Annotated in this window: 5 protein-coding genes; 3 read left to right on the top strand and 2 right to left on the bottom strand. The window is 71.5% G+C overall.

The genetic code is table 11. The features are described from left to right. The 3 genes from ACFU99_RS24895 to ACFU99_RS24885 form a co-directional block, all read left to right on the top strand. A partial coding sequence (locus ACFU99_RS24895) for a thioesterase domain-containing protein (RefSeq protein WP_384395514.1) occupies positions 1–2,557 on the top strand: 2,557 nt, incomplete at its 5' end. 17 nt (positions 2,558–2,574) lie between these two features. Then, the gene (locus ACFU99_RS24890) at positions 2,575–3,918 is read left to right on the top strand and encodes a salicylate synthase (RefSeq protein ID WP_384395512.1); all 1,344 of its coding nucleotides are present in this window, start codon (positions 2,575–2,577) and stop codon (positions 3,916–3,918) included. 2 nt (positions 3,919–3,920) lie between these two features. Beyond that, on the top strand, positions 3,921–5,519 hold the full coding sequence (locus ACFU99_RS24885) for a (2,3-dihydroxybenzoyl)adenylate synthase (RefSeq protein ID WP_384395510.1): 1,599 nt from the start codon (positions 3,921–3,923) through the stop codon (positions 5,517–5,519). Positions 5,520–5,846: 327 nt separating this feature from the next. Here the strand turns inward: ACFU99_RS24885 and ACFU99_RS24880 are convergent, their stop codons facing one another. Together ACFU99_RS24880 and ACFU99_RS24875 are read right to left on the bottom strand one after the other, a co-directional pair. Beyond that, positions 5,847–6,248: a hypothetical protein gene (locus ACFU99_RS24880; RefSeq protein ID WP_384395508.1), complete on the bottom strand. Its 402-nt coding sequence runs from the start codon at positions 6,246–6,248 to the stop codon at positions 5,847–5,849. Between the two features lie 47 nt (positions 6,249–6,295). Continuing rightward, positions 6,296–6,958 carry a hypothetical protein gene (locus ACFU99_RS24875; RefSeq protein WP_384395506.1) on the bottom strand — a complete coding sequence of 221 codons (663 nt, stop codon included), beginning with the start codon at positions 6,956–6,958 and terminating at the stop codon, positions 6,296–6,298. Positions 6,959–7,870 lie beyond the last annotated feature (912 nt).

Raw genomic sequence — 7,870 nt, 5'->3', positions numbered from 1 at the left:
CCCGGAGTGCTGGCCGTACGGCATCCCGCCCGCCGGCCTGCCCGCCGCCCGCGTCGCCGCTGCCGCCGAAGCCGCCGTGCCCCGCCTCGGGCGGGACGAGATGACAGCCCACGTGGACGCCTTCGACGACGCCGTCCTGGCCGCCATGGCCGGCGCCCTCGGGGAACTCGGCCTGCTGCCCTCGCCCGCCGGGCGCCCGACGGACGAGGACCTCGAACGGGCCGGCGTCGAGCCGCGCCACCACTGGCTGGTGCGCCGCTGGCTCGACGTCCTGGCCGCCCAGGACGTCGGGGCGCCCCAGGCATCCACCGCCGCCGCGCTCTGGGAACGAGCCGAGAAGGCGTGGAGCGAGCAGATCGCCTCGCGTGACGTCCTGACCTACGTCCGCAGCCACACCGACCGCCTGCCCGACCTGCTCACCGGCCGCCAGGACCCCGTCCACCTCCTCTTCCCCGACGGTGACTTCCACACCGCCCACGCTCTCTACCGGCGCAACGCCGCCGCCCGCTACCTCAACCGCGCCGTCGGGACCCTGCTCGTACAGGCCGCGGACGCCCACCCCGAAGAGCGTCCGCTGCGCGTCCTGGAGGTCGGCGCCGGCACCGGCGGCACCACCGAAGAAGCCCTCGAAGCCCTGTCCGCCCGCGACGGCGCCTACCACTTCACAGATGCCGCCGCCTTCTTCCTGCCCCAAGCACGCCGCCGCTTCGGCGACCGCGACCGCCCGAAGACGACCTTCGGCGTCTTCGACGTCGACACCGACCACCGGGCCCAGGGCCTCGCACCGAACGCGTACGACATCGTGCTCGCCGCCGGCGTGCTGGAGAACGCCCGCGACATCCGGGCCGCCCTGCGCCGGCTGCTCGACCTCACCGCACCCGGCGGACTGCTGGTCTTCACCGAGCCCACCCGCGAACACCCCTGGATCCTCGCCTCGCAGGCGTTCATGATGACCGAACCCGAGGACGACCGCGCACGCGGCGGCGCCTCCTACCTCGACCGCGACCAGTGGCTCGGCCTGCTGCGCGACGAGGGCGTGCACGACGTGCTCACCCTGCCCGGCGACGACCACCCGCTCGCCGCACAGCACCTCCACCTGTTCGCCGCCCGGATCAAGGGCGACCGGGCCCCGGTCACCGAACCCGAACTGGCCGCCTTCCTGCGCGACCGCCTGCCCGCCCCCATGATCCCCACCCAGATCCAGGTGGCCGACGCGCTGCCGCTCACCGCCAACGGCAAGGTCGACCGCAAGACCCTCGCCGGCTGGCGCACCGCCCCGCCGGACACCGGCACGGCGACCACGGCGGGGGAGGACGAACCCGCCGACGCACTGGAGACCCGGCTGATCGCCCTGTGGTCCGAGGCCCTGCCCCGAGGCGGCCTCGGCCGCACCGGCGACTTCTACGACCACGGCGCCGACTCCCTCATCATGGCGCGCATGGCCGGCCGTCTGCGCGAGGACGTCCCGGAAGCGGCCGGCGTCCCCTTCGACACCCTGCTGCGCCACCTCCTCAACCACCCCGACATCGCCGCACTCGCCGCGTTCCTGCGCGAGCGGGACGGGCGGCCGACGGACGAGGCGGCGCCGGAAGTCCGACGGGCCCCGGGCAGCAGGGCGGCCCTGGTGCCCTTCAGCACCACGGGCGACGGCCCGCTGCGGGTGATGTTCCACGCCGGACTCGGCACCATGGACTGCTACCGGCCGCTGGCGGCGCGCCTGGTCGCCCAGGACCTCGGGCCCGTCCTCGGCGTCGTCATCGACGACACCGAGCACTACCTGCGACAGGACCCGGCCACCGTCGTCGAACGCGCCGCCGACGACTACGCCGAACGCCTCCTGGCCGAGGGCCGCGACCGGGTCCAGCTCATCGGCTACTGCCTGGGCGGCCTCTACGCCACCGAGGTCGCCCGCCGCCTCGACGAGCGCGGCGTGATCGTCGAGGACCTCGTCCTGATCAGCAGCCACCCCGTCGCCGTCGACGTCGAGGACGACCTGATGACCGAGATCCTCTTCGTCCCCAACCTGCACATCTCCCTCGCCGACACCGGCTACGGCGACCCGGGGAGCGAGACCGTCGTCCGCGGATTCATGCACGTCGTCGAGGCCAACGCAGGCAAGGTGCCGCACGGCGCGCTGACCGAGGTCGGCGGCGACCCGGAACTCGACCGCGCCGGAGCCTTCTTCCGCCGCCTGGCCTCCCACACCCGCGAGGAGCGGTTCGCCGCGTACGCCCGCGCCGCCACCGAGGCCGGCGGCCAGGACGTGCCGCCGGAAATGGTCGCGGCCATGTTCGCCGTCTTCCGGCAGAGCTTCCTCAGCGCCCGCGTCCACCTGGACCCGTACGCCGGGGACATGCGCTTCCTGCTGCCGGGCGGCGCGTCCGGCTTCGCCCCCGGCATGGACGACACCACCCTCGCCTTCTGGCGGGACGTGTGCCTGGACGACCTGCCCGTCACCGTCGTCGACGGCAACCACTTCAGCTGCATCGAGGAACCGAACGTGGCCCGCGTGGCCGACCTCGTGGCCGCACCGCTGCGCACCCCGCGCCACCGCTGACTCAGGAGAACCCACCCATGGCCGAACAGCACCACCACACCTATCTCGAAGGGCCTCTCGATCCCTTCGCCGCCGCCACCTGCGTCGCCGCCTCCGGACTGCTGGGCGACTACGTCGTCTACGAACACGAGGGCACCTGGCACATAGCGGGCAACTCCCGCGCCGAGATCCTGGTCGACGCCCGCGCCATACGCACCCGCGGCACCGGCATGGCCGAGACCACCAGCCCCCTGACCGGCAGCCCCTGGCGGGCCATCCGCTCCGCCCTCGACCGGATCGGGCCCGGGGAGTGGAACGCGTACGGCTGGCTCGCGTTCGAACTCGGGGACGGCGGCCTCCACGAGACCTCTTCCCTCCCCCCTGACGCGCCCGGCGAGGACACCCTCCTGGGACACCTGATCGTTCCGGCGACCGAGCTGACCCTCACACACCGGGGCGCCACCCTCCGCTCGGCCGACCCCGCCGTCATCGGCCGCATCACCAAACTCCTCGACGCCGCACCCTGGAAGGACGAGCGGTCGCCGGCCCCCGTGCCCGTCGACGTCCACACCCCGCACACCGAGTACCACGACCATGTCTCCCGCGCCGTCACCGAGATCGCCGCCGGCCGCCTGGAGAAGGTCATCCTGTCGCGCACCGTCACCGTGCCGTTCGGGGTGGACATGCCCGCCACGTACCTCGCCGGACGGCGGGCCAACACGCCCGCGCGCTCCTTCCTGCTCGACCTCGACGGCCTCCAGACGGCCGGGTTCAGCCCCGAGACGGTCATCGAGGCGCCGGGCGACGGCACCGCCTCCACCCAGCCGCTGGCCGGCACCCGCGCGCTGACCGGCCACGCCGACACCGACGCGGCCCTGCGCGCGGAACTGCACCGCGATCCCAAGGAGGTGCACGAGCACGCCATGTCCGTCAGGCTCGCCGTGGAGGAACTGACCCGCATCGGGGCGCCGGACACCACCCGCGTCACGGAGTTCCTCACCGTCAAACCGCGCGGCAGCGTCCAGCACCTCGCCTCCCGCGTCGTGACCGACCTCGCCCCGGACCACTCCGGGTGGGACGCCCTGGGCGCGGTCTTCCCGCCGGTCACCGCGTCCGGCATCCCCAAGCAGGCCGCGCGACGGCTCATCCGGGAGCTGGAGAGCGAGCGGCGCGGCCCCTACGCGGGCACCGTCCTGCGCGCCTCCAGCGACGGCACCCTCGACGCGGCCCTGGTGCTGCGCGCGGTCTACCAGCGAGGCGGCCGGGCCTGGCTGCGGGCCGGGGCCGGTGTCGTCGGCGCCTCGCGCCCCGCCCGCGAGTACGAGGAGACCTGCGAGAAGCTCCGCAGCGTCGCCCCCCACGTCGTCCCGAGAAAGGCCTGACCATGCTCGACGGTTTCACTCCCTGGCCCGCCGAGTACGCCGAGCGCTACCGCGCCCGCGGACACTGGCGCGGCCGTACCCTCGGCTCCCTGCTGCGCGACCGGGCAGCCGCCACGCCCGACGCGCCCGCCCTCGTGGACGGGAGCCGACGCTGGACGTACCACGAACTCGACGTACGCGCCGACCGGTTGGCGGCAGGACTGCACGACCTCGGCATCACCCGCGGCGACCGCGTGGTGGTACACCTGCCGAACACGGCCGAGTTCGTCGAACTCTCCTTCGCCCTCTTCCGGCTCGGCGCCGTACCGGTGATGGCGCTGCCCGCGCACCGGGAGGCGGAGATCGCCAACCTGCTCGCGGTGTCCGAGGCCGTCGCCTACGTCGTCCCGGACACGCATCTCGGCTACGACGCGCGTACGCTCGCCCGCGCGGTACGCGACGGCGCCCCGCGTCTGCGGCACGTCATCGTGGCCGGCGAGGCGCAGGAGTTCACCCCGCTGGCGTCGCTGCCCACCGGCCCGCTGCCGCTGCCCGCCGGCCCCGATCCATCCGACGTGGCCGTGCTGCTGCTGTCCGGCGGCACCACCGGGACCCCCAAGCTGATCCCCCGCACCCACGACGACTACGTGTACAACGCCACCGCGAGCGCCGCCGTCGCCGGGGTGACCGCGCGGACGCGGTACCTCACCGCACTGCCGGCAGCGCACAACTTCCCGCTGGCCTGCCCCGGCCTGCTGGGCGTACTCGACGCGGGCGGAACCGTCGTCATGTGCCCCAGCTCCAGCCCCGACGCCGCGTTCCCGCTCATCGCGCGCGAACGCGTCACCATGACCTCCCTCGTCCCCTCCCTGGTCCTGCTGTGGCTCGAAGCCCTCGAATGGGCCGAGGAGGACCTGTCCAGCCTGCGCCTCCTCCAGGTCGGCGGGTCCCGGCTGAAGGCCGGAACCGCGGCGCGCGTCACCCCGGAACTGGGCTGCCGGCTTCAGCAGGTCTTCGGCATGGGGGAGGGCCTGCTGTGCTTCACGGCCCTCGACGACCCCGAGGCACTGATCCTCGACACGCAGGGCCGCCCGCTCAGCCCGGACGACGAGATCCGCGTCGCCGGCCCCGACGGCGCGGACGTGCCGGACGGCGCCACCGGCGAACTGCTGGCCCGCGGCCCCTACACCATGCGCGGCTACTACCGCGCCGAGGAGCACAACGCCCGCGTCTTCACCCCGGACGGCTTCTTCCGCACCGGCGACCTGGCACGGCGCCTGCCGTCCGGCCACCTGGTGGTGGAGGGACGCCTGAAGGACGTCATCAACCGGGGCGGCGAGAAGGTTCCCGTCGAGGAGGTGGAGAACCACCTGCTGACCCATCCGGCGGTCTACGACGCCATCCTGGTCGGACTGGCCGACGAGCACCTGGGCGAGCGCTCCTGCGCCTGCGTCGTACCCCGCGGAGCACCGCCCACCCGAGCCGACCTGAACGCCCACCTGACCGGGCGCGGCCTTGCCGCCTTCAAACTCCCGGACGAGATAAAAGTGTTGCGCGACTTCCCGCGCACCGCTTTCGGCAAGATCGACAAGGCGGCAGTGATCCGCGGCCTCTCGACCTGACGCCGGCGCTGTGGCTTCCCGGCCCTGATCTGGTGCGCTTGGGGATGTGAGCTGGGCACACGTGGTCAAGCTGGAAGATCCGGACCGAAGTGTGCGGGGTACCTGACCTCTGCAGGTTGCGTTCTGTTCGGCTATGGCCAGCGATGTGTGGCCCTGTGAGTTGCGAGTTCGAGACTGAGCTGGAAAGTCACAGCTACCACGAGAATCCCTGTGGATTGTCTTTCGTCTGTGCAGGTCAGAGACGTGCGGGGGAGCGCGGTGTAACTGTTCGGGTGACCGAGGCGTCGGCTTGGGGGAGCAGGCGAGCGTCCCGCCTGGCGAGGTGGCTCACGGGTGACCTTGGGCCTGTTGAGCAGCGAGATCCTCGATGATGCTGACCTGCTCGCGAATGTCGTCTGTCTGCGCGGGGGTGGGCTCGTACTGTGTGAGGCTGCTGATCTCTGCTCTGGCCGCAGCGATGTCTCCGGTACGGGCGAGGGCCACGGCTCGGTGAGACCTGAGCCCGACGATGAGTTCGGGCAGGTTGTAGGCCTGGGCGATGGGCAGGAGCTGCCGGTCGATCAGGCTCAGGGCGGCCTGCCCTTCGTCGAAGCGCAGGAAGGTCTCGACCACGTCCTGGCCGAGGTCGACGGCGGATCGCCAGGCCCCGGCGACCATGTAGAGCTTCATCGCGGGGAACGCGGCGCTGCCGTAGTCGAGTTTGAGCTGACGGCAGCACTTGACATGCATGGCGAAGCAGTCGGCGAGGCGCTTGTAGTCGTCGGGCGTCTCGCTGTTCAGGCAGGCTTGTTGCAGTGCCTCGGTGGGGCCGTGGAGGTCGGCCAGGTCCAGGCCGAGGTGATCGCAGTAGGCGTCGGCGAGCTCCAGGGCCTCGGGGCCTGCGGCTCGGTAACTGCCCGCGGGTAGAGCCCCTGAACGTAGCCGTAGCGCAGAGATCGCTCCAGGAGCGAGGGGGCGGGAACCTCAGCCAGGGCTGTCCTGAACGCAGCATTGAGGGCTTCGATGTCACCGGTGTGCCCGTGCAGTGGGAACTGGCGGGTGGCCACCAGGACCTTCTCGCGTGGTCCGATCCCGCTGCCGCCCTCTGCGGCGAGAGCTTCCATGGCGTGGACGTGGCGTGCGTAGGCGTCCCAATCGGTGTCCCCGTATGCCCAGGTGGCCAACGCACTGTGCGCATCAAGGCGGTCGACGGCGTCCCGACGTGGTTCCTGCGCCACGTCCGCGATCACCGTGCGCAGTTCGCGTGGGAAGCCACCCTCGTAGAAGCCCTCCTGGCTGGTGATCTCCAGCAAGAGGTCGATCTGGCCGGTATCGGCGAGCAGCCGCATCCAGCGGGCCAGCCGCGGCAGCTCCCTGTGGCCCTGGAGAAGATCAGCCAGGGTCTGCTCGACACGGCGGGCGGCTTCCTCGGGCAGATCATACGATGCAAGGAGGGCCAACGGTGCGGCCGCATCGTGGAGTTTGGTGAAACCGTCGGCGAATGTCTGTACGAGGCCGAGGCCTGCGATTTCGCGTACGGCCCCGGCCGCGGCAGTGGGACGTGTCGGTCCCGCGAGGCCACCAGCTGCTGCAATTCCGGGCTGCTCAGGGGAACTTCGGCGATTGGCATGAGGCCGGCCATCGTGCGTGCCGGCACGGACAGGTGTCCGAAAGTCTCTGCCAGGATGCGTTCCTGGGTCGTGGGGGCGAGGTGGGTCTGCTCCTGCACCGCCGCGCAGAAGGCGGCACCGTCACCTGCGTAGAGGGTGCGGGTGAGCGCCGCGGAGTTGAGGACGTACAGCGGCAAACCAGCGGTGAGCGCCAAGACCCGCTGTGCGGTGGGGTAGTCCAGGGCGCAGTCTTCGGCGGCGAAGACGGCGACCACGGTGTCGGTGTCCCAGCCGGGCAAGGACTCGGCAGAGGCACCCAGATGCGCGGCGAGCGCGGTCTGCTCCGGGTGGGGGTGGCCCAGCAGCGTGATCCGGGCCGTCGGCAGCGCCTGGACAAGCAGCCGTACGTCGTCGGATGGGAGGTCGTGCACGTTGTTGTTGCGGCTCCCTTAGAAGTGAGCAGCCCTTTGAGGCTGACCTGCGCATTGCTCAGTTTGATGAGCGGGACGCGCCAGAAGTTACTTACGGGTAGGTTATTGGATTGCGCCGGTTGAGCGGTGTGACCTGCGGGTTTCTGAGGGTTGCTCACTACGAGCGTTGGCTGCTCAGCTTTAGTGGGCGGCCGGTAGTGGCGGTCGAGAGTGGTGGGGCTTGCCGTGGCCGGATAGCTCCTAATTCGTGAGTAGGTGGCTCCAGGTCAGCCCCGGAGAGACTGCTGGACTTGGTGTGGATGGGTTGCGTGGTGGTCGCATGGGCGCCGGA

Source organism: Streptomyces sp. NPDC057654, from assembly GCF_042800135.1.
GTDB lineage: Bacteria > Actinomycetota > Actinomycetes > Streptomycetales > Streptomycetaceae > Streptomyces.
The sequence above is the reverse complement of the archived record's forward strand: the minus strand, read 5'-3'. Positions and strand labels throughout refer to the sequence as shown.